At 73.8% G+C, this 22,076-nt stretch carries 12 protein-coding genes; 5 read left to right on the top strand and 7 right to left on the bottom strand.

Annotated features, from left to right (window positions below; genetic code table 11):
- The first annotated feature begins 142 nt into the window (after positions 1–142).
- On the top strand, positions 143–1,699 hold the full coding sequence (locus ACSRUE_RS33195) for a protein kinase domain-containing protein (protein ID WP_441287101.1): 1,557 nt from the start codon (positions 143–145) through the stop codon (positions 1,697–1,699).
- Positions 1,700–1,770: 71 nt separating this feature from the next.
- Here ACSRUE_RS33195 and ACSRUE_RS33190 read toward each other — a convergent pair whose 3' ends face one another.
- On the bottom strand, positions 1,771–5,661 hold the full coding sequence (locus ACSRUE_RS33190) for a serine/threonine-protein kinase (protein ID WP_441287100.1): 3,891 nt from the start codon (positions 5,659–5,661) through the stop codon (positions 1,771–1,773).
- Positions 5,662–6,026: 365 nt separating this feature from the next.
- Between ACSRUE_RS33190 and ACSRUE_RS33185 the strand changes: the two genes are divergently transcribed.
- The 3 genes from ACSRUE_RS33185 to ACSRUE_RS33175 all read left to right on the top strand — a co-directional run bounded on the left by ACSRUE_RS33185 (position 6,027) and on the right by ACSRUE_RS33175 (position 10,220).
- Positions 6,027–7,562 carry a hypothetical protein gene (locus tag ACSRUE_RS33185; RefSeq protein ID WP_441287099.1) on the top strand — a complete coding sequence of 512 codons (1,536 nt, stop codon included), beginning with the start codon at positions 6,027–6,029 and terminating at the stop codon, positions 7,560–7,562.
- Complete coding sequence (locus ACSRUE_RS33180; RefSeq protein ID WP_441287098.1) at positions 7,559–8,467, top strand: hypothetical protein; 909 nt, start codon at positions 7,559–7,561, stop codon at positions 8,465–8,467. Before ACSRUE_RS33185 ends, ACSRUE_RS33180 begins: the two co-directional genes overlap by 4 nt.
- A 199-nt stretch (positions 8,468–8,666) precedes the next feature.
- Positions 8,667–10,220, top strand: coding sequence for a hypothetical protein (locus tag ACSRUE_RS33175; protein WP_441287097.1), 1,554 nt, complete (start codon positions 8,667–8,669; stop codon positions 10,218–10,220).
- A gap of 203 nt (positions 10,221–10,423) precedes the next feature.
- Here ACSRUE_RS33175 and ACSRUE_RS33170 read toward each other — a convergent pair whose 3' ends face one another.
- From ACSRUE_RS33170 to ACSRUE_RS33160, 3 genes are read right to left on the bottom strand one after another with little or no spacing between them, the layout of a single operon-like run.
- A complete protein-coding gene (locus ACSRUE_RS33170) occupies positions 10,424–11,734 on the bottom strand; it encodes a hypothetical protein (RefSeq protein ID WP_441287096.1) in 1,311 nt (436 codons plus the stop codon).
- A complete protein-coding gene (locus ACSRUE_RS33165; RefSeq protein ID WP_441287095.1) occupies positions 11,695–14,241 on the bottom strand; it encodes an RHS repeat-associated core domain-containing protein in 2,547 nt (848 codons plus the stop codon). Before ACSRUE_RS33165 ends, ACSRUE_RS33170 begins: the two co-directional genes overlap by 40 nt.
- A complete protein-coding gene (locus ACSRUE_RS33160) occupies positions 14,147–15,265 on the bottom strand; it encodes a DUF6531 domain-containing protein (RefSeq protein WP_441287094.1) in 1,119 nt (372 codons plus the stop codon). The genes ACSRUE_RS33165 and ACSRUE_RS33160 overlap by 95 nt, the downstream gene beginning before the upstream one ends.
- Before the next feature lie 431 nt (positions 15,266–15,696).
- Here ACSRUE_RS33160 and ACSRUE_RS33155 point away from each other — a divergent pair, with 431 nt between their 5' ends.
- Positions 15,697–17,259, top strand: coding sequence for a tetratricopeptide repeat protein (locus ACSRUE_RS33155; protein ID WP_441287093.1), 1,563 nt, complete (start codon positions 15,697–15,699; stop codon positions 17,257–17,259).
- Between the two features lies 1 nt (position 17,260).
- Here the strand turns inward: ACSRUE_RS33155 and ACSRUE_RS33150 are convergent, their stop codons facing one another.
- The 3 genes from ACSRUE_RS33150 to ACSRUE_RS33140 form a co-directional block, all read right to left on the bottom strand.
- Positions 17,261–19,705 carry a hypothetical protein gene (locus tag ACSRUE_RS33150; protein WP_441287092.1) on the bottom strand — a complete coding sequence of 815 codons (2,445 nt, stop codon included), beginning with the start codon at positions 19,703–19,705 and terminating at the stop codon, positions 17,261–17,263.
- 107 nt (positions 19,706–19,812) lie between these two features.
- Positions 19,813–20,424, bottom strand: coding sequence for a hypothetical protein (locus tag ACSRUE_RS33145; RefSeq protein WP_441287091.1), 612 nt, complete (start codon positions 20,422–20,424; stop codon positions 19,813–19,815).
- 18 nt (positions 20,425–20,442) lie between these two features.
- Positions 20,443–21,801, bottom strand: coding sequence for a hypothetical protein (locus ACSRUE_RS33140; RefSeq protein ID WP_441287090.1), 1,359 nt, complete (start codon positions 21,799–21,801; stop codon positions 20,443–20,445).
- Positions 21,802–22,076 lie beyond the last annotated feature (275 nt).

Below are 22,076 nucleotides of genomic sequence, written 5' to 3'. Positions count from 1 at the left end.
CCATGAGTCTGCTTGACGAGTCAGCAATCCTTACGAACGATCAGGTGCTGTGACCTCGTCATCGATGATCGTCCGGCTCCCCGTGCAGTCCGCGAGAGGCTTCGGGAGATACAGGCTGATCGCAAAGCTTGGGCAGGGAGGGATGGCCGAGGTCTTCCTCGCTGCGCATCGCGGCCCGCTCGGGTTCGAGAAGCTGGTCGTGATCAAGCGGCTCAAGCCGGGGATCGCGACCGAGCCCGAGGTCAACGCGATGTTCCTCGACGAGGCGAGGCTCGCCGCGCGGCTGAATCACCCGAACGTCGTGCAGACGTACGAGTGCGGCCAGATCGACGAGCAGTACTACATCGTGATGGAGTACCTGGAAGGGCACTCCCTCGATCGGATCTGCAGGAAGATCGACCCGTCGCGTCACCGCGCGGTCTACCTGGCGATCCTCGCCGACGCGCTCGCCGGGCTCCACTACGCGCACGACCTCATGGATTTCAACGGCCAGCCGCTCCAGGTGGTCCACCGCGACATCAGCCCGCACAACATCTTCGTCACCTACGACGGGCAGGCGAAGGTCGTCGACTTCGGCATCGCGAAGTGGGCGACGCGGGACGCGGACACCAGCACCGGCGTCGTGAAGGGGAAGATCCGGTACATGGCGCCGGAGCAGGCCCTCGCGACGATGGTCGACCGCCGCGCGGACATCTTCTCGATGGGCCTCATCTTCTGGGAGCTCGTCGTGGGCGAGCGCTTCTGGGGGGATCTCTCCGACGTGCAGATCCTCCAGCGGCTCACGTTCGGCGAGATCCCGAAGCTGCGCGAGCGGTGGCCCGCGGCGCCTGACGCCCTCGAGCGGATCTGCTCGCGCGCGCTCGCGATGGCGCCCGAGGAGCGGTACGCGACGGCGGCCCAGATGCGTGACGACGTCGAGGCGTACCTGGCGACGATGGGCCGCCGCCCCTCCTCGGCCGAGATCGGTCGCCTCATCGGTGAGACCTTCGCGCACCGCCGCGCCGAGGTGAGGTCCGCGATCAGCGACCAGCTGGGGCGGCTCCACGCCGGCGCGGCCGAGGGCGGGGAGGAGTTCGAGATCCTGCCCGTGCTCGAGGAGCGCGGCGCCGTGCCGTGGTCTCAGCGCATGCCGCTCTCGCAGATGTCCCAGCAGTTCTCCGCGCCGGGCGGGGACCAGATGCTGGGCGACGACCCGTCGCGCGAGGACAGCATCTCGAACCGCCAGACGATCCCCACGATCATGGTCGCCAACACCAAGTCGACCCGGCGAAAGGCGCTCTGGAGCGCGGGGATCGCCGTGCTCTCGGTGCTGCTGATCGGCGGCGCGTGGGCGGTCCTCACGCTCCGACCCACGGCGACCGAGGTGGAGAGCGATGCTCGGACGGAGGCCAGGGACGAGCCCGCGACCCCTTCTCCTCCGACCTACGCGCCCCCGGTCGCCAACCTCGTCGAGCTCCGGATCATCGCCACGCCGCTGGACGCGAAGATTTACCTCGACGACGTGGAGCTCCCCAGCAACCCGTTCTTCGCGAGGTTCAGCCGGGATGGCACCGGGCACCGCGTCCGGGTCACGGCCGACGGGTACACCCCGGAGGCGCGCTTCGTGGTGTTCACGCGCGACGAGGTGCTGACCATCAACCTCCGCCAGGTGCCGTCGACGTCCCCCAAGGCGGGCGGCGGCGCCGCGCCGCGGAAGTGACCGGCAGCGCCGCGGGCTCGGCCTGACCGCCAGAGGCCGCGCCAGGGGGCGCCGGAGCGCCGCGCGGGGCGTTACGGCCGGCCGCTCAGCATCACCTCGAGCTCCGGCGGCACGCAGCCGTAGGCCTCGGCGGCCGCGAGCAGCGCCGAGTTCTGCGGCAGGTTGAGCAGGAACGAGCTGGCGTAGGGCGTCCCCTCGAGGCCCTTCAGCCGGCGCAGGAGCGGGGGCATCGCCCGCTCCATCGCGGCCCGCGCGCCCTCCAGATCACCCATGTCCACGCAGGCGTCGTGGAGCGCGAGGTAGATCGGCGCCTCGTTGAGCAGGCTCGGCGCGCCCGCCTCGACCAGGGCCGCCGCCTCCCGCGCGATCTCGCGGGCCTGCTCGGCGTTGCCGAAGCGGCGCTCCGCCTCGGCGCAGAACCCGAGCGCCACGGGCAGGACGTCGCGGTTGTCGGTGACGCGGTACGCGTCGGTGGCCTTCTTCAGCAGCGAGCGCGCCCGCGCCAGGCCCGACGACTCGAGGCGCAAGAGCTCGCAGCCCCGGTAGAACAGGATGCCCAGCGTCACGCGGTCGCGCACGACCCACATGCTCCCCGCGGCCTCGTCCGCGCTCGCGCGCGGCTCCGCGAGCACGGCGTCGAGCCGGGGCTCGGGGCCGAACGTCGCCGCCCAGCAGAGCAGGATCATCTGCCCGTGCCGCGCCGCCCCGGAGCTGCCGATCGCCTGCGCCCTGGCGATGCCTCCCTCGATCTCCTGGAGCGCCTCCTCCCGGGCGCCGATGGTCGTCAGCGCGAAGCCGACGTTCATCGTCAGCATCGCCTCGCGCTCCTGCAGCCCGGCGCGGCGCGCGGCCCGCGCCGCGTTCCGGCGCGCCCCCAGCGCGGCGGCCGGCTCGCCGCGCGTCTGGTGGGCGACCGCGCGCGTCTGCCACGCGTCGACCGCCGCCCAGACGAGGTTCCGCCGCGCCGCCAGGTCGAGCAGGTGCGCGGCCTCCTGCTCCGCCATCGCCAGCTGCCCGGCGAACGCGTGGACCTGCGCCAGCGTCGCCGAGCACTGCGCCTCCTCCTCGACGAGATCGATCGACCGGGCGCGGTCGCGCAGCGCCGTCAGCCGCTCCTCCAGGTCGATCCCGGAGCCGCACGCGTGGTCGTAGCGCGCGCGGGCCGTCAGCGTGCGCAGCTCGCTCGCCTCGTCGAAGACGTTCTCCCACATCGCCCGGATCGCCGAGTCGCGCTCGGGCGAGCGCGCGTCGAGCCGCGAGTACGCCTCCTCGAGGAGGACCGCGCGCGCGAACGCCGTCGGCTTGTCGGGGGAGAACACGAGCGCGCGATCGGCCATGGTGACCGCGTCGCGGAGCGAGTTCGTCGCCAGGGCGCGCCGCGCGGCGGCCTCCCAGCGGATCGCGGCCTCCTCGTGCTCGCCGCCGAGGTCGAAGTGCTGCGCCACCGTCGCGCTGTCCTCGCCGAGCCGATCGAGCCAGCGCGCCGCCGCGGCGTGCAGCCGCTTGCGGAGCTCGTCGCCGACGGAGGCGTACGCGACGTCGCGGACGAGCGCGTGCTTGAACAGGAACTCGCGCGCGGCCGGGAAGCGCGACGCGGGCTGCGCGACGAGGAGCTCCGCGGCGATGAGCTTCTTCAGCGCCGTCGCGGGCTCTGCCACCCCGACCTCGGCGAGGCCCACGTCCCACACCGACAGGCCGAAGACGCTCATGCGCACCACGGCCTCCCGGGTGGGCTCGTCGAGCGCGTCGAGGCTCACCTGGATGGCCGCCTCGATGGTCGGCGCCGTGGCGGCGTCCTTGCCTGAGGCGATGACCCGCGCGAGCTCCTCGGCGAAGAGCGGCGAGCCGGCCGCCTGCTGCGCGACGCGGTCGAGCGTCGCGTCCTCGAACGGCCGCGCGGCCGGGGCCGCGCTGAAGACCGCCCGCGCGATCTCGCGCGTGGCCCGGCGCGCGATGGGGCGCAGCTCCACGCGCACGTGGTCGCGGCCGGCGAAGCGCTGGCCCTGGTCGCGCCAGAACGCGGGGCGCACCATGAGCAGGATGAACAGCGCCCTCCCGGTCGCCCGCCCGAGGAGGTGATCGAGCCACGCGACGCTCTCCGGGTCGGCCCACTGCGCGTCCTCGACGAGCAGCGCGCACGGCTCGCTCGACGCCGCGTCGACGGCGATGTCGGTCATCGAGAGGTAGAGCGCGTCGCGCGCGCCGCGCAGGTCGACGCCGTCGGGGAACGGCTGGTTCGCCAGCAGGCGCGCGAGGAGCCCGCCGTCGCCGTGGAGCGGCCGCCGCGCGCGCACCGCGTCCTCGGCCTGCTCCAGCGACGCGCCCTTCGGCAGGCCCATGAGGACCCGCAGCGCGTCCGTGGCGACGCCGAGCGCCTGCGCGCGGCCGAACGACTCGCAGCGCAGCTGGATGAGCCGCGGCGGATCCGGTCGATCCACGATGCGGGCGACGAACTCGCGCGCGAGCCGGCTCTTGCCGATCCCCGGCGGCCCCGAGATGCTCATCACGACCGGCGTCCCGTCCTCCACGCAGCGCTCGAACGCCGCGACGGTCGTGATGAGCTCGGCGTCCCGCCCCACGAACGGCGTCTGCGCGTCGGGCCGCTTCGGCGCGCGCGCGAGCACCCGCACGGCGCCGCTCTCCAGCGGCTCGCCCGTGAAGCGCCCGCGGGACAGCTCCACCGTGGTGGCGTCCGCGAGGACCCTGCCGGGGCCCGCCTCGCGCGCGAGCGCGACCGCGCGGTCGACGACCTCGCCGGCCGCGCGTGTCCTGTCGACGCGCATGCGGCCGGAGGCGACGCCGACGCGGCCGCCGCGGCCGCCGAGCGCGAGCCCGACCTCGAGGGCGCGGGACGCCTCGTCGCCGTGGGCCTGCCGCACGCCGAGGTGGGCGGCGATCGAGTCCGTGCCGAGCGGCAGCGCGTCGGCCCCGCGGCGACGCAGCGCTTCGAGCTCCCGCTGGCGCTCCTCGCCGGTCGCCACGTGCAGCGCCACGATCGTGGTCACGAGGCGCGTCCCCATCGCGCCCGGCGGGTTGTCGCTCACGCGCAGCGGCGACGGGGTGGGCAGGTACGGCTCGTCGGCGAGCGCCGCGAGCCTGTCCGCCACCTCGCGCGCCGAGCTCGGCCGGAGCTCCCGGTCGGCGAGCAGGAGCGCGTGGATCAGGTCGTCGAGCGCCGGGACCACGTCGAGCAGGAACTCCGAGAGGCGCGGCGCGGGCGTCGTCGCCAGGCGGACGAGGGTCGCGATCGAGGTCGGCCCCATGTGCGGGGGCCGGCCGGCGACCAGCTCGAACAGCGTCGCGCCGAGCGAGTAGAGATCGCTGCGCGCGTCCACCGTCGCGTCGCCGCGCGCCTGCTCCGGCGAGATGTACGCCGGCGTGCCGACGAGGCCGCCCGCGTCCGTCGTGAGCACGAGCTCCTTCGACGCCGCCACGCCGAAGTCCACGAGCTTGGTGCGGAGCGGGGCGCCCGGCGAGCCGCGCAGGAGGAGGATGTTGGACGGCTTGATGTCGCGGTGGACGACGCCCGCGGCGTGCGCGGCCGCGAGCGCGCTCGCGACCTGCCGCCCGACCTCGATCCCCTCGCGCAGCGAGAGCGGGGAGCGCTTCTGGCGCGCCGCCAGATCCTCGCCGTCGAGCCACTCCATCGCGATGAAGGTCGCGCCCTCCTCGATCCGCCGCCCCTCCGCGTCGACCGCGCTCGCCTCGAGCGTCCCGAACGCAACGACCCTCACGATCCCCGGGTGATCGAGCTCGGAGAGGATCTGCCCCTCGCGGGAGAGCCGGGCTTGGCCCTCGGCGTCGACGCCGACCGCCGTGATGATCTTCAGCGCGACGTACCGCTCTGTCTGCACGTCGAAGGCGCGGTGCACGGTGCCGATCCCACCGCGGCCGACCTCGTGCTCGATGTGGAACCGGCCTGCGACGAGCGGCCGTGCGGACTCGATGTGCGCGGAGCTCATGCGCTGGCCGACGTGGTCCGTGGGATGTGCGCCGAGGGGGGGCTCCGGCGCAGCGGAGAGGCGATCTCATGGCGCCGGGCCGCGTGGGCCTGCGGTGTTCCGACGGGGCGCATTCGCGAAAGAGACTACGCCGTCGCTCATGGCAGTTCCAGTCTCGCGGTCACGGGAACCCGGCAGCGTCGCGGACGCGGCGATCCGGCCGGCGACGTCGTGGCGCGCGCGGCGGGCCTCTCTTGACGGATCCGGCGGCTCCTCCTACGGTCGTCGGCTCCGCTGCTCCTTCGACGTCACGTCAGTCACGTCAGTTACGTCAGTTACGTCAGTCACGTCAGTTTCGTCAGGCTCGAGCGGCGGGAGCCATTTCGATGCTCGATCGCGTCGCCGTTCACCAGACCCGGCTGCGCACGCCCGGCCTCGGGCTCGACGCCAAGGGGGTCGCGCTCGGCGCCAAGGGGCTCGTCCTCCTGCCGTCGCTCGATCGGCTCGTCGCCTTCCTGGCGCTCTACACGCGGCAGGGCTCGCTCGCGGACATCCTCCGCTCGCTCGTCGTCGAGATCGTGCGCTCGAAGCTGGGGGCGCGGGAGGTCACCCTCCTGTTCGCGGCCGAGAGCAGCGATCGGCTCGACCGTGTCGCCGAGATCGCGCGGCTCGCGGGCGGCTACAGCTTCACCGGCACGAGCCGGCACTTCGTCCAGTACCGCGACGCGGCCGCGCCGTTCGGGTACGACGTCCCGCAGATCCTGCCCAGCGACGCGGCGCTCTCGCTCTACCACAACGCCTTCTCGCAGACGTACGAGGTCGAGCGGCGCGTCGACGTGCGCACGCTGCTGCTCCGGCTCGAGCCGCACCTCGATCCGTCCGCCGGGCGGGACCCGGGCCCGCGCTGGCTGCTCGCGGAGTCGGGGCTCGGCCCGGCGCTGATCCGCTACTTCTCCCGGAGCAGCGTCGAGGCCGAGGTCGGCCTGTGCGAGTGGCCGCCGGAGTCGAGCTTCGATGACGCCCCGGTGCTCCGGTACCTCTTCCGCGTGCCGGCCATCCCTGCCCGGATGGTCCCGCTGCTCACGAGCACGCCGGGGCTCGGGTATTTCGTCCCGGTCGCGCCGGGCGCGGCGGTGGAGGTGGGGTTCCGGCACCCGGTCAACCTCCGCGCCTGCCCGGTGTTCGGCGAGGCGGGCCTCGTGCTCTTCCGGGGCGGGGGCCGCGAGGCGCTGGAGATCGCGAAGCTTCCGGCGATGGGCGACGTCGCGGCGTTCGCCCGGGTGGAGCTCGGCCGCGAGCCCGTCGCGGCGAAGGTGGCGGAGGGCGACGCGCTGCGCCCCGCGTCGGTCGTGCTCTCGCTCCGCCTCGTCCCGAGCTCCGAGCCGTGGCGGTCGGTCACGGCCTCGTGGATCCGGCCGCAGGAGATGCCGCTCCTGCGGCACGTCGCCTACGCGCTCGGCCCCGAGACCCTGCGCCGCGCCCGCATCGCCTTCACCGCCGCAGGCGCGTTCCTCCGGCACCCCACAGGCATCGAGGGGATCCCGGTCGGCGAGTTCTTCCGGGAGGTCCATCCGGGCCTCTACATCCCCGCCGGGTACGACGCGGTCCCTGCGGTCGCGCCCGGCGTGCTGTTCCGCGCGCTGGGCGCCCCCGCCGGGCAGGCGCTGTTCATCGGGCGCGACGGGGGGGCGATCGGCGTGTCGGAGGAGGCGTTCGTCCCCCTCGAGACGGCGCTGCTCGAGGCCCAGCAATGGTCGGCGGTGGCCGTGTCGTCCGCGGGCCTCACGGCGGCGCTGGCCACCGAGCTGCCCGAGGTCGTGCTCGGCGGCGTCGGCATCCGGCCGCTGCGCGACCTCGCCCCGTCCGAGGCGCTGGCCGAGCCGAGGGTGCTGCCGCCGGGCCCTGGCCGGACGCCCCAATGACCCAGCCTGAAGCGATCGCCGAGCGGCTCTCCGAGCTCCAGGCGAACGTGCTCGCCCCGCTCGTCCTCGGCGGTCCGCTGCGCCCGGTGCGCCCCTTCGGCGTCCGGCTCGCGCTCCTCCTCGGCGACGGCGCGCCGGCGATCGATCGCGACCTCGGCTCGCGCATCGATCTGGTCCGCGTCCGCGTCGCCCGCCTCATCGCCCCGATCGACGTGCTCCCGGAGCTCGGCGCGGCCGAGTGGGCGCTCCTGGCCGCGCTGAACGACCTGCTCCAGCTCACGAACCACGAGCTCGCCAGCGTGCTCACGCGCAGCCGCTATCCCCGCCTGCTCGCGAGCGTGCGCGACCTCTGCGAGCTCGTGCCCGCGCCGGCGGACGTCGGGTCCGCGCTCTCGCGGCACGCGACGTTCGCGCGGGTGCTCGACTGCTTTCGCACGGACGCGCTCGTCGCCTGGTGGACGGGCCGCGCGAGCTTCCGCGGCCAGCGCCCGCCCCCGCGGCTGCTCCGGTGGCGGCAGCTGCGCGGCGTCCAGGTCGAGACCCGGCGCGTCGGCCTCGCGGACATGGGCCACGGCGTCCCGGGGCTCGCCCCGCCGGACTTCGCCGAGGCGCTCTCCCTCTGGATGACGCGCACGCCGCTCACGGATCTCGCGACCGCCGCGCGGAAGGATCCGCCGTTCGCGTGGTCGGCCTCGACGCTCGCGGTCGTCGCCACGCCTCCTGGCCGGAGCCTCGCGTACCGCGTCCTCCTGCGCCAGCCCCACGACCTCGCCGTCGCGGCGCTCGCCCGCGCCGCCCGGGAGGTCCCGCCGCGGTTCGGCCAGGCCCGGGCGCTCGCCGAGTCGTTCGCCAGCGAGGTCGCCGCCGGCATCAAGCTGCTCGACGAGCGCTCTGCGGCCGGCTGACCCGCGCCTGCCACGCGCCCGTCCTGTCATCGCGACGCCCCGCGCGCGGCTTTGCTCGGCTCAAACGGGGCGTGGTACGCTCCGTCCTCCTTGGAGAGGCGCGCCTGCCACGCGCTCGCGCCTTCGACATCACCTCACGGGCATCGCCCTGGGAGCGACGAACCGTTTGAACCGGCAAGACGCTGAGACTTCCGACAAGTTGCTTGCTTCCCCCTGGCGCGCGCGGCGCCGCGGCTCCTGCCTCGATGCGTGGCCGCGCGCCGGGCGCGCCTGCGCGCGCCTTGCCGGCGTCGCGTTCGCGCTCGCGCTCGCGGTGAGCCCGGGCGTCGCGTTCGCGCAGGCGGAGGCGCTGCTCGACGAGGGCAAGAGCCTGATGAAGAAGGGCAAGGTCGCGGAGGCCTGCCCGAAGCTCGAGGAGAGCTACAGGCTGAGCCCGAGGTCGGCGACGCTCCTCGCGCTGGCGATGTGCCACGAGAAGCAGGGCAAGATCGCGACGGCGTGGTCCGAGTACATCGATCTCGGCGCGGCGGCCCGCAAGGAGGGCAACAAGCGCCTGGAGGCCGACGCGAAGGCGAGGGGAGCGAGGCTGGAGCTGTCGCTCCCGCGGCTGACGCTGAGCGTGCCGCGGGCGGCCGCGATCGAGGGGCTCGAGGTGATGCTGGATGGGGCGCCGCTCGACGGCGCGCTCTGGGGCCAGGCGAGGCCGATCGATCCTGGCCAGCACAAGGTGAGCGCGAGCGCACCTGGCAGAAAGCCGTGGGAGAAGTCGGTCTCGATCAAGCGGGGCGAGCGGAAGACCGTGGCTGTGCCGGCGCTCGCCAAGGACGCCTCGGCCGCTGCGCAGCCTGCGCCCGCGGCGGAAGCGCCCTCGCCGGCGGCGCCGGTGGCGGCGCCGGAGAAGGGGAGCGCGGGGGCCGGGGACGGCGCCGCGGGGCCGGGGAAGGGCGCTGCGGGGCCGGGGAAGGGCGCGGCTGCGGCGGAGGCTGGGAAGCGCGCTGCGGGGCGGGGGAAGGCTGCCGCGGGGCCGGAGACCGATGCGCCGCCCGCGGCACCTCCCGCGGCCGAGGCGCCGGAGCCGAGCGCTGGATCTTCGCCGAGGCACACCGGGAGCTTCGTGATCGAGGCCGGGGTGGCCGGCGGCGCGTTGCTCGGCCTGATGGACGCCGGCAGCTTCGGCGATCTGAGCGCGTACTCGTACAGCTACAACATCCCGGAGGGTGAGCTCATCGCGCCCTGCGACGACGAGGTCTGCCATGCCAGCTTCGATCCGGCGCTCGGTCCGTTTGCCGGCGGGGAGGCGTTCATCGGGGTTGCGCTCTCCGAGGATCTGCACCTTGGCGCGCGTGTGCTGGGCGGCTACCGGTTCGGCGGCGGTTACCTCGTTGTCGGCGGCCCCTCCGTCTCGATGCGCCTCGGGCGTCTCTGGCTCGGCCTTTCAGGGCTCGTGGGCCCGGTGGGGCAGGTGGCGAAGGTCACCGGGATCAAGGGGGAGATCCCCTCCGAGGTGGTCCACCTCAACTACGGTCGGAGCGAGGTCGCCGTGAACGCGCGCGAGGGCAGCCTCCCCGAGAGCGCGCTCGTGGAGACGCTCGCGTTCGGCGGGAGCGTCGACGTGTCGCTGGTGCTCGCGGACCTGCCGAGCGCGGGCTGGACGTCGGGCGCGCTCCTGCTGAGCGTCTCGCCGACGGTCATGAAGGGCCTCGACGGCTGGGTCTTCGCGGCGCCGGCGAGCCTCGGCTACCGCTTCTACTGAGCGGCCTCGTGACCCGTCGCGCTCCCGCCGGACGTCCGGCTGAGGGGGCCGGGAGCTCCGGTGCCCGATGAGGGAGCCGCGCGAGAGAGGGCGGCAGCGGATGCCCACCCCCGGTCCGTGCTCGGCGCTCCGCGCCTGCGCGCGGCCCGCCCCGCGGGCGAGCTTATGGCCGGGCTGGCCCGCCCCTCAAGCTCAGCGTGGAATCATCGGATCGCCCGTGCCCAGCCGAGGGCGGCGATGTCGAGCGCGATGACCTCACGGCGGTCGTGGCTCACAAATTCGACGGCGGGCCAATCGGCGAATCTCTCCCGAACGTGTGAGGGGACGAGGTGTCCTCCGAGGAGGAGCCGCGCGAGGTGAGAGAGGGCTGGGCGCAGGGCGAGGAGATCCTCGAAAGGGAACCTCCTGGCGTCATCCGCCGACCAGATCTCGAGCGACTGAAGTCTTTGGATCAGAGGATGTGCTGCGAGTACACGGAGCCTGTCAGGGCGCGTGGGGCGATACCAGAGCCCGAGGTGCTCGAGCGCCGGGAGCTTTCCTGGACCGAGCGGCGCGAGGGCTCCCCGCACGTCATCGTCGCCACGAAATACCGTCAGGTAACGCAGAGCCGGCGCAGGCTGAGCGAGCAACGCCCCGACCATCCGCTCCGGCGCGCCCAGCCCCCGAAGGTCGGCCAGCGCGGCGCCGATGGCCGCGCTGGCCCCGCGGGCGACGAGCGATGCGACCGCCGATGCGCACCCGTACGTGTTGAGCACGTCGAGAAACGGACCGAGCGTGCCGAAGGTCATGAGGCGAAGAGACCGGAGCGAGCGTCCGGCGGGGCTCGCCAGGAGCCGACGTAAGCGGTGCAGACCGACGACGCCGAGCGAGATGCCGCGGTCGTCCGGCGAGAAGCCGAGCGAGTCGCGGCCGATTTGCTCGAGCTCCGGCCGGAGCTCCTCGTCGAGGGTGGCGTCGTCGTCGTAGACCCACCCGACGAGGCCATCGTGACCATCGTCGACGCACGTCAGTGGTTCGCGGAAGTCGGGGATCGGGCCGAAGGTCATCTCCTTCGTCGACTCGAGGAGCTCGCAAGCCATGGCACGCGCATCGTCCCCATCATGACGAAGCCGCTCGACCTGGAACGCGATCAGCGTACCCGTCGGGTCGCCGCGCCGCTCGAGCTGTGCGCCGATCAGCTGAGCTGCGGCGAGCATGTCTTCCTGGGGGGACGCACTCGTGATGGATTGACCGCCAGCGGCGAACCCCTCGGCGCGGAGCTTGGCGAGGCGGTGCTCGAATACGACTTCAGCGATGTGCGCCCTGGAAAAGCTCCGATCGAACGACACCCGGCTACCCCGCCCGACCGGGCGCTCCGTGACGCGGACGCCGTCGATGCGCAACTCGATGTGTTCGTCGCGGCGGTCAAGCCGCAGCACGAGGCTCGCCGGCAGCTTGATGGTGTCGAAGCCACGGTGGAACGCCTTGCGGGAGGTCATCGTCGCCTCGAAAACTGGCCGTTGTCTACGTTCCAAATTCCCAGATTCATGGCACCGTGTGCGTTTGGACGGCTGAGGTGGCTGGTCGGATGGGACGCATAGCTTTGGCTCGCGTTTGTGCCTCCACCAATCACGCGTTCGCTCGGTGGTGGTCGCCCGGCCATCGTCCAGAGTCGGGGAATGAGCTGAGAGCAGTTCGGGCACGCCGGCACAGCGTCGTTCGATCCGGTTTCCGAGCGGATGGTGTCGACCTCGCGGAGCGCGCTGTTGAGATTCCTCTGCCAGTTGGGATCTCCAGGGGCGCACGAGCGGCCGGTCCGGCGTTCCCAGTCTCTGAGGTGTTCAGAGAGGGCTTGCGGCTCGGCGCACCCTTCCGGCGGTCTTGGATCACCTGGCTGTCGAGCGTTCGTCCTCGGTAAGGCCGCTGCGACCGCAGGGTGAATTGATTCCTCGCTGCCTCCGCTGCTCCTCACGACCTGTGTGCCGTTGCGGCGGGTGAGGACACAGCGAAGGCGCCCGTCGACATCCACCCAATCCATCGGGTAGTTGTCGACATACGCATACGGATTGAGGCTCCCCTCGATCCCGATCGGCTCCGGGCTGAGGTACTCCCCGGTCTCCGGGTCGTAGTACCGGTGCCCGTTGTAGTGGAGCCCGGTCTCCTCGTCCGCGTACTGCCCTGGAAGCCTGAGCGGCGTGATCCCCGCCAGCTCCGCCGGCACATCGCCGTAGAGTCCTGCCTCGATCTCCGCCGCGACGCTGCCGTCTCCCTCGAACAGCGCCTCCGGAAACCCGTTCACGCCATGCACGAAGTACCTGAGCGCTCCTGCCGCGCCCTCCCGCTGCGCGAGCGGCAGCACGCTGTCCGGAAGCGTGACGTAGCTCCGCTCTTCCACGACGGGGGACTCCCCGTCGCGCGCACGCTGCGTGCGCTCATGCACCATCACGTCGCTGCGAAAGGCGTACCGGGTCACGCTCTCGACCTGTCCGAGCCGCGCCACGCGCTTTTCGATCCTCCGTCCGAAGGCATCATAAGCGAACGAGATCGTCCTCCCCTCCGGGGTTCGCGCCGCCATGAGCCGCCCGTCGCCGTTCCAGTCGTAGGTCCACACGAGCTCGCGCCGCACCTCCCCCTCGCCGTCCAGCTCGCTCACGCGCTTCCGCACCACATCGCCGCGCTCGCTGTAGTCGTACCGTACGGTGTCTTGCTCCGTCGCGCGCACCGTCAACTTCCCCCCGGGCGCGTACGTTCGCCGCTCGCCAGCTGGCTCCACCTCTCCCGTCGCGATGAAGCGGAACCGCTCCGCGACCTTGCCACCCTTGCGCCGCTCGACGACGCGGCCGTTCGTATCGCGGAGCAGCTCTCCCATCTTACCGCCGAGATCCTTGTCGGCGCGGAGCAGCCCCGCGGGCGACCACGCATATGTCTTACGCCACATCTCGCGCGACGGCAGCGGTCCGACCCACGCGGGCTCACCCGGACGGACGCGCGGAGCCGTGGGTCTGCCGAGCACGCGCTGCCGCTCCATCAACCCCTCTGCGCTGACGTCGGTCGCGATCGTGGCGCCGCCTGGCAACAGCCGCTCGACCTCGAAGCCGCGCGCATCGTAGGCGAGGCGCAGCGGTGCGCTCTCCCCGCCGATCTGTACGGCCACAGGCCGCCCCCTGACGTCGCGCTGCACGCCAATCTCGCCCCCCGGCCCGCGCACGGAGGTGGCCTTGCCCATCGCGTCGTAGGTCCACGCGAACGCCGCGAGCACGTCGGCGCCCGGCCGCATCACCTCGGTCATTACCCGCCCCCGCCGGTCGTAGGTGTACTCGCACTCGATGTCGCCGCTGACCGCGCGCTCGATCCGGCCGAGCGGATCGTACTCGAACACGTCCTCGCGCCCGTCGGAGGTGCTCCGCTTCACGAGCCTGCCGAGCGGATCGTACTCCAGGTCGACGCGCTCGAGACCGCACTCCCTCCGGACGATCCTGCCCAGCAGATCGAGCCTGTACCGGATCTCCCGCCCGTCGAAGGTCCGCTCGCCGGTGATGCGCCCCTCGGCGTCGCGCTCGATCCGGTGCTCCTCGCCGGCCTCGTTGACGATGCGCACCAGGTCCTGCTCGCGGTCGTAGCGGTACCGCACCGTGCTCCCGTCGGGCCTCACGAGCTCGGTGACGACGTGGAAGCCGCCCCAGCGCAGCGTGGTCGTGCGCCCGTCGGCGTCGGCGATCCTCGCCAGGTTGCCGTCGGCGTCGAAGTCGTAGCGCGTCACGGCGCCGCCCGGCCCGAACACGGCCGCGAGCCTCCCGCAGGCGTCGTAGGCGAAGCGGGTCTCGTGCCCGCGTTCGTCAGCGAAACCCATCACCCGGCCGAGGAAGTCGTAGCGGATGCGCCGCTCGGCACCGTCTGGCTCGGCGACGCGGACGCGGTTCGCGAGCGCGTCGTACTCCATCCGCGTCTCACCACCGTTCGGCAGGGTCGCGCCGATCAGCAGGCCGCGCGTGTCGTAGGCGAATCCGACGACGAAGCCCATGTCGTCGTAGACGGCCACCACATCGCCGCGCGCGTCGCGCTCGTAACGCGCGGCGCCGCCGAGCGCGTCGGTCCTCGCGATGGCACCACGCCTCGGTGCAGCGCCTGTCCTTGTAGCGAAACTCGGCGACGAGCCCGCCGGGCTCCTCCCGCCGCACCAGGCGATGGTCCTCGTCGTAGGCGAAGCGGTGCGCGTGCCCCGCGGGGTCCTCGGCCGCGACGAGATCGCCGCGCGTGTCGAACGCGTACCGCCGCCGCGTCTCCCATCGACCGTGCGCGAAGGCGTTCTTGACCTCGAAGGCGGCGATGTGACCGTCGCCGTGCCGCCGCACGCGCACGAGGCGGCCCACGCTGTCGATGACCTGCACGAGGAGGCCGTCGTCGTAGGCGAGAGCGATGGCGTTGTCGTGGACGTCGACGATCCGGCTCAGCAGCCAGCGGTTGCCCCGCGGCTCGGCGAACAGGTAGGCCAGCCCATCCGCCGCGAGCGCGTAGCCCCAAGGGTACCGCGTCAGCACCCCGCACGGCAGCCGCGCCGATTCGCCCTGATCGAGCTTCCGCGGCAGCTCCGTCGCCGCCGCGTGCGGCTCCAGCACCCGCAGACCGCGGCGCCCCTCCTCGACCTGCCACGCGAGCGAGTGCGTCCAGCCGAAGCCTAGGCCGCAATCCTCCTCGGCGAGCGCCGAGCTGTAGCTGCGCTTGATCACGAGCGGGATCGCGCCGGGCAGCGCGAGGTCGACGACCGCCACCGTGGTGACGCGCCCGGTGATCGGATCGACCGGATCGCCCGCGTGCGTGCCGCCGGCGCTGCCGTGCGTGGGGTTGGGGCAGCCGCCGCCGCTGCCCGGCCCGCAGCTGCCAGCGTCCTTGCCGCCGCCGCGCGCGCCGTTGCCGCCGTTCTTTCCATCACCGCCCTGGCCGTCGCCGCGGCCATTTCCGCCGCGACCGTTTCCACCTCCGCCGCCCCCGCCGCCGCCGAGGATGAAGACGCCGGGGTTCATGCCGGGGATCACCATCGCATTCGGAAAAGGGGCCGTTCGCGCCATGCGGGCATGCTCGGCGACGGGCGTGCCGACTGCAACCCGCCGGCGGTTCCTCTACGTGCTCGGCCGCGCCGTGACGACGCGGCGGCGGTCCCCCCGCCGTTGCCGTGTCCCCGGGGCGCGTCGGCGACGCGGCGGCGGCTCCCCGGGGCGCGTCGGCGACGCGGCGGCGGCTCCCCGAGGCGCGTCCCCCCACGCGGCGGAGCACGCCGGCGGGCGTCCCCCCACGCGGCGGAGCACGCCGGCGGGCGTCCCCCCACGCGGCGCCGGCTCCCAGGCCGCCCCGCCGCCGGCCGGCTCCAGGATCCGAGAGAGCTCGCTCGAGTGGAGGGCGGTCCCGGCCACCTCGAGGCAGACCTCTCCCGGCGCGCGCGATGCGCCGCAGGCCTCCGTCGCTCCTTGGTGCCCCCGCGTCGGCAGACTACCGTCTCGGCATGTCCAGGACCGGGCGGCGCAAGCAGAAACCCACGCCGCGAAAGGGCGCCCCGGAGCTCACCCCGAAGAACGTGGCGCGCATGGAGGTCGACGCCGCGGTCTACCGCCTCGTCAAGCTCCTGAGCCGCTACCCGGACGAGCACCCCGACACGAAGGCCCGCGGCGCCCTGGAAAAGACGCTGCCCGTCCTCGACGCGCTCCGCGCGAGCCACCCGGACCACCCGCAGGTCGCCTGGGTCTCCGGGATGATCCTCCGCAAGCTCGGCCGCCTCGACGACGCCGTGCAGCTCGCCCGCCGGGCGTTCGAGCTCGATCCGACGTTCGCGACCGCCGTGAGCCTGGCCTACGCCCTCCGCGAGCGCGGCGAGATCGACGCGGCCCAGGGCGCGTTCGAGGCCGCAGCTCGCCTCGATCCCGAGGACGTCTCGGCCCGCTGCGACCTCGGCGCCATGCTCTGCGAGGCCGGCCGCACCGACGAGGGCCTGCGCCACCTCGAGGCCGTCCTCGAGGCGCAGCCGGCGCACCCGACCGCCTTCCCGATCCACGCCTACCACCGCGCCGCGCGCGACGGCGACGCCTCCGCGTACGACAGGCTCGCGGCCTACGCCAGGGCGCACCCGGAGAGCGCCGCCGCGGCGTGGTCGCTCGAGCGCCTGCGCGCCGAGGGGCTCCACCATCCCGCTCCCGTCGCGGTCGTCGAGGGCTTCCTCGCGGGCGCCGCCGCGGCGCTCGACCACCTCCACCGCGATCACGATCCGTGGCTCAACCGCTTCGGCGCCCGCGCGCACGGATACCGGCTCCACCCGCCGCTCACCCGGCGAGACATCGAGCGCATCGAGGCGTCGTGCGGCGCACGCATCCCCGCCGACTACGCCGCCTTCCTGACCCACGTCGGCAGCTCCGGCGCCGGCCCGTACCACGGGCTCCTGCCGCTCGACGGCCCTGGACAGATCGAGAGCCTCACCGGCGAATTCCCCCACACGAGGGCGTACCGGCCCGATCCACGGACGCTGACCGCCCCCCAGCGCGCCGCGCTCCAGTCCGACGAGGTCGTCCGCGGGACCGTCGCGCTCGCGCACATGGGCTGCGGCTACTTCTCCGTGCTCGTGATCCGCGGCCCGCGCGCCGGCAGCGTCTGGGCGGATCTGCGCGCGGCAGGCCTCGGCGTCGTCCCGACCCACGACAGCTTCACCGCGTGGTACCGCGGATGGATCGACGCGCTCTCCAGGGGAGAGCCGGCGCGGATCCCCGTCGAGCCAGGACGGTGCTCGGCGCCCGCGGCGCTCAGCGATTACCTTGCTTCATGGGAGCGGCAGCACGCGCTCCGGCCCGGCTCCCTGGACGAAGCAGGGACGCGACGGGCGCTGCGCGAGATCCCCGACGCCGGCATCGCGATCCAGGCAGCGGCGTCCAGGTACTTCGACGCCGGCGATCCCGTGGACCCCTGTCCCAGCTGCCAGCACATGCTCGATCACTTCCTCCGGAAGGGCATGCTGCAGCCCGCGCAGCTCCGCCCCGGCGTGCCGCCCAGGGCAGCGCGGCGGGCCCCGCCCGAGGTGTAGCCTACCCCCTCGGGTCCGCGCGCCGCCGCCGGGCGCGGCGCGCCTCGCCGCGGACGCTGTCCGCCCCGCCGGCGGGCCCGGGCGGCGGGGCGAAGCCGATCGCCGCGAGATCCTTCTCGCCGATGACGTCGCCCTTGGCCACGAGCGCCGCGCGGAGCAGGACCGCGCCCATCTCGGCGTCGTTGCCGGGCCACGGGTGGTCGAGCACCGCCTGCAGCGCGCGCAGATCCAGGCCGAACGGCCGGCCCCGCAGGCGGACGCCGATGCGCGCGAGGTGATCGAGCGCGAGCGCACGGAGATCCTCGGCGCGCGACGACAGCGAGGGCAGCGCGACGGCCCGGTCGCCGAGCCGGTCCGCGAGCCGCTCGCTCAGCTGACCGGTCGCCGCGAGCGCGTCCACGGTCTGAGGCACCGCCACGACGAGCCCCACGTCGTCCGGCAGCGCCGCGCCGAGGTAGCTCTGCACCTCGGACGGCAAGGCCTGGGCGTCGAGCACGAGCAGCGTGCCCCCCCGCGCCGCCTCGATGGGCGAGCTGTCCGGATCGCGCCACAGCGCGAGCGCGCTCGGCGTCCCCGCGGAGCCCTCGAACGCAGCCGCCTCGTCGCGCGCCGGCGCAGCGGCCCGCGCCTGCGCGAACGCCTGCGCGAACCCCTCGGGGACGGGCGCCGCGCCGTCGACGATCGCCAGCGGGCCGCCCGCGCGCGGCGAGGTCAGGTGGACGACCGCGCCCCACGCCACCGCGTCGATCCCGGGCGCCGTCAGCAGCGTGACCGGGCCGCCGGCCACGCCGAGCCGCTCGAGCTGCTCGAGCGCCGAGCGGGCGGCGGGGCTGTAGGCGGCGGCCCGCGCCGGCCGCGCGAGCAGCGCCGCGATCGCGCGGAACCGCCCCGCGCCCTGCGCCACGGCGCGCTCGAGCCGGCTCACCTCGCGCGCGCGCTCCTCCGCCTCGCGGCGGGCGGCGACCTCGCGGCCGCGCGACCCCGACAGCGTCGCCGAGACCGCGATCACCGCCCCGAGCCGGTCGGCGACCGCGCGCAGGCCGCTCACCTCCTCCAGCGTCATCGGCGACGCGCGCCGGGCCCGCGGGATGGCGAGGGCCCCGATCGGGCCCTCCGCGTCGTTCACCAGGGCGACCACGCCGACGTCGCGCTCCGCGAGCCAGGCGAGCAGCGGGCGCACCTCCGGCCGCCGGACCTCGACGGCCTCGGCGGCCTCGACGCGCAGGACGCGCTCCGGCTCGAGCTGGGCGAGCTCGATGAGGCGCGCCGGCACCTCCGCCGGCTCGGTGTGCTTGTAACCGGCGCGATCGACGGTCACCTGCTCCGGCGGCGAGAGCAGGTAGAGCGCCGGCGGGGCCTGCCCGGCGACGCCGGCGTCCGACGCCTCGCGCAGCGCGGAGAGGGCCGCTTCGAGCGCCGCCTCCGGCTCCGGGTTCATCGCCGCGCGCGTCGCGGCGTCGAAGGCCCCGAGCCAGCGCGCCCCCTCCGGCGCGAACCGGCGCGCGAGCGCCGGCGCCGCGAGCCCCGCGAGCGCGCAGAGCGCGCACGCGCCGAACACGGCGACGCCGACGGAGGACTGCGGCGCGCCGCGGAGCCCGAGATCGCCGCGCGGCGCCTGGTGCACGGCGTAGACCGCGAGCAGCGCCGGCGGGGTCGCGAGCGTCGCGACGGCGAGCGTGCCGCGGAGCGCGCGGGAGACCTGCGCCGCGTCCGCGGCCACGGTGCAGAACGCGACGCAGACCGCCGCGGCGGCGCTCGTGACCGGCAGGATCGACTCGGGGGGCGCGACGCCGACGAAGGCCGCCGCGAGGCCGACCGCCAGCGCGGTCGCCGTGAGCAGCAGCGCGGCCTCGACCCTGTCGGCCACGCCGAGCTCGAGCCGCCGCGCGATGCGGACGCGCGCGATCGCCACGAGCGTCACCGTGAGCGAGCCGAGCGACGCGGCGGAGGTGGCGTAGTGGATGAGCAGCGGATCGAGATCCGCCGCGCGCTCGGGCGCCACCGCGGAGACGGCGGGCAGGGCGACCGCCACGGTCCAGAAGAGCGACGCGAACGCCGCCGCGTCGAGGCGCCGCGTGCTCGGCGGAGGCTCGAGCAGGCCGCCGAGGCCCGCGATGCGCGCGAGCCCGACCAGGGCGGCCATCGCCGCGGCCGCGGCGCCGAGGTTGCCGAGCGCGATCAGCGCGAGCCCGGCGGGGCCGCTCCGCGCGGCGGCGAGCATCGCGGCGCCGGTGAGGCAGACGGCGGCCGCGCCGCGGGCCGCAGGCTCGATCCGGTCCTCTCCCCGCGGCGGCCGCTCTACCCAGCGGAGGCCAAGCGCGAGCAACGCCGGCAGCCCGAGCAGGGCGAGCCACGCGGGCCCGTGGCCGCCGGACGCCCGGAGCGCGGCGAAGGCGGTGTAGGCGACGGCGGCCGCGGCGATCCAGAACGAGCGCCGGCGCAGCATCGCGGCGAGCGTAGCGTCTGGCCACGAGGGCGCCAACGAGGCGATCTCATCGAGGTGACGACCGCGCCGCCCGCGCCGCTGTAGCGGCCAGACGCTCCTTCGCTACCTCAGGGCGGGAGCGCCGCGATGTAGTCGTAGAGACACTTCTTCTCGTCGGCGCTGAGCTCCGGGCCGAGCGGCATCCGGCTGTCGCACGGCGGGGGGTCCGAGAGCTTCATGTAGAGCACGCTGGCGTCCGGATCGCCCGGCACGATCACCGTGCCGTTGCCGCCGCAGTCTGACGCCTGGCCCGCGACCCTGGTCTCCCAGCCCGCCGACAGATCGAGGCCCCCCAGGTTCGCTCGCCCATCGTGGCAGCCCGCGGTGGCGCACTTCGCCATCACGAGCGCCTGCGCTTCCGCGCATCCGGTCCCACCGCCGCTGCTCGCGCTGGTGGTCGCAGCGTCGCCGCCGCTGGTGGCCGCAGCGTCGCCGCCGCTGGTGGCCGCAGCGTCGCCGCCGCTGGTGGCCGCAGCGTCGCCGCCGCTGGTGGCCGCAGCGTCGCCGCTGCCGGTCGTCGCGCCGTTGCCCTGGCCGCTCCCACCGCCAGGCCCGTCGCCGCCGGCCAGGTACTGGTCCTTGTCCTCGAGGGTCCCCGCGCAGCTGATGATCAACGCGGCGCCGCTCATCACGGCGGCGGCGAGCGCGGTGCGCCCGCCAAGGAAAGCGATGTACGTCACGTGCTACCTCTCTCTCGCTCAGTAAACATAGGCTCCGGCGAGCCGCACCCCAAGGTACTGGTCGATCGCCCCGCCGGCCACGTACCGGTCGCCGACCGCGGGCTCGAACGACGAGAAGAACCGCGCGTACTCCAGCAGGAGCCGCGCCTCGACGCCGGTCGTGACGGGCACGAGCACCCCGGCCATCGCGCCGATACCCTGCACGCTCGCCCCCTCGAACCGTTCGTAGACCTGGCCTGACGAGAGCGGGAAGAGGTAGTCGGCGCCGAGCGCCAGCGCGACCGGGCCGACCGGCACCCGCGCGTCGAGGCCGGCCCGGATCAGCGTGTAGGAGACGTTCGGCACCGTGCTGGCCAGGGAATCCGGCGCGTCGACCTCGAAGGTCAGGAGCCGGAGCCCGGCGGAGATGCCGAGCACGGACGACTCGCCGATCGACAGCCGCTCCCGCAGCCCCAGGTTGATGCGCTGGTAGGTCGTGCCGAGCGGGTCGCCGTCGCCCACCGCCGAGTTGAGGCCGGGCGCCATCATGAACCCCGCGGTGATGCCGAGGCCCTTGAGCACCGGGATGTCCGTCGACGCGAGCGGGTACACCTCGCCGGAGATCGACAGCGCGGGCTGACCGAAGACGTCGTAGGGCCGGAGGTTCTGCGTGACCGGATCGGAGTAGTCGAACCAGCGGCCGGCAAACTCGACGCCGGCCTCGATCGAGAAGAGCGCCGAGCGGGGGTCGTGGGGCTTGCGCTTCCCGCCCTTGTCGCCGTCGTCGCCGTCCTTCTCGCCGTCGTCGCTGCTCTTCTCGTCGCCGTCGCCGTCCTTATCGCCGCCGCCGCCGCCGTCGCCGTCCTTCGGCTTGTCCTCGTCGACCGTGGCCGCCGGCGCGATCTGCGAGAGCGTCGGGCCGAGCAGCTCTTCCAGCGCCTTCCTGCGGTCGTCCCGCGAGCCGCTCAGCGGCACCGCGCTGTCCACCGCGAGGTCGCCGGCGTTCTCGTCGACGTAGACGAGGTAGACTTCTTTCTTCTTCTTCTTGTTCGTCCGCGAGACGCCGTAGATCACCCCCTCCGCCTTCGCGGCCTTGCCCGCCTTGCGGATGCGGTCGATGGCCTTCTTCCGCTGGGCCTTCATCACCAGCGCGTCGCCCACCGGCTTGGTCTGGCCGGCGCTGCGCAGCGACTTCGAGAACGCGTCGTCGTCCACGACCGTCAGCGTCTCCGGGACGAGGGACACGATGTCTTCGCGGATGGCGTCTGCGTTCGGCCCCTCGATGCGGATCGCGATCGACTTCGACCCCTTGGGGGCGGCGAGCGCGATGGGCGAGAGCGCGAACGTCGTGACCGTCGCGGCGGAGAGCCCGAGGAGGATCCTCCCGCAGAGGCTCAAAGAGAGGGACAGCGTTGTGAATCTGGTCGGCTTCCGCGCGGGCCTTTTGCCGGCAGCGGCGTCAAACGAAGCTTGCACGCGCGCGAGCCTACAGGCGATGTCGCGGCTGGATCCAGCGTCTTTCTAGAGGGCCGAGCGACATTTCCGATGACGCGCAGTATAGCTACGAGACTCCGCTACGATCGGACTCGCGGGGTTCGACGAGCCTCGTCTTCCTTGTCCTCGGCGCCTTGACGGGCCCTCGCGATGTGAGACATGTCGTTGCTCGATACGCG

Origin of the sequence: Sorangium sp. KYC3313 (genome assembly GCF_052075895.1) — a bacterium.
GTDB lineage: Bacteria > Myxococcota_A > Polyangia > Polyangiales > Polyangiaceae > Sorangium > Sorangium cellulosum_B.
This window is presented reverse-complemented; position numbering and strand designations above follow the sequence as displayed.